General features: G+C 67.7%; 1 protein-coding gene. It reads left to right on the top strand.

Features of this window, described 5'->3' with window-relative positions; translation table 11 throughout:
• A partial coding sequence (locus Q5425_RS36045; RefSeq protein WP_308676860.1) for a M15 family metallopeptidase occupies positions 1-551 on the top strand: 551 nt, incomplete at its 5' end.
• Positions 552-567 lie beyond the last annotated feature (16 nt).

Raw genomic sequence — 567 nt, 5'->3', positions numbered from 1 at the left:
TGGCCGTCATCAAGCCCGTCACCGCCGAACGGCTCGGGAACAGCTGGCGCGAGGGCTGCCCGGTCGGACCCGACCAGCTCCGGCTGATCAACCTCAGCCACCTCGGCTTCGACGGTGCCGTGCACCGGGGCGAACTGGTCGTCCACGCCGATCGGGCGTTCGAAATCGCCCGGGTCTTCGCCGACCTCTACTTCGGACGGTTCCCCATCGAACGGATGGAAACCGTCGAGAAGTACAACTCCGACGACGACGCCTCCATGGCCGCGAACAACACCTCGGCGTTCAACTGCCGCGCGATCACCGGCGGGACCGCCTGGTCCAACCACTCCTACGGACGCGCCATCGACATCAACACCGTGCAAAACCCCTACATCTCCGGCAGCGGCACGGTCTACCCACCCAACGGCGCGCCCTACGCCGACCGGACGCAGAACGCACCCGGCATGATCCACACCGGCGACGTCACCGAGCGGGCGTTCAGCTCCCGCGGCTGGACCTGGGGCGGCTCCTGGGACACCCCGATCGACTACCAGCACTTCGAGAAGCCCTGACCCCGGCCGGAAAGCC

Source organism: Amycolatopsis sp. A133 (assembly GCF_031082405.1).
Classification (GTDB): domain Bacteria; phylum Actinomycetota; class Actinomycetes; order Mycobacteriales; family Pseudonocardiaceae; genus Amycolatopsis.
Note: the sequence above shows the minus strand (reverse complement) of the source record. Positions and strands in the feature narration are given on the sequence as shown.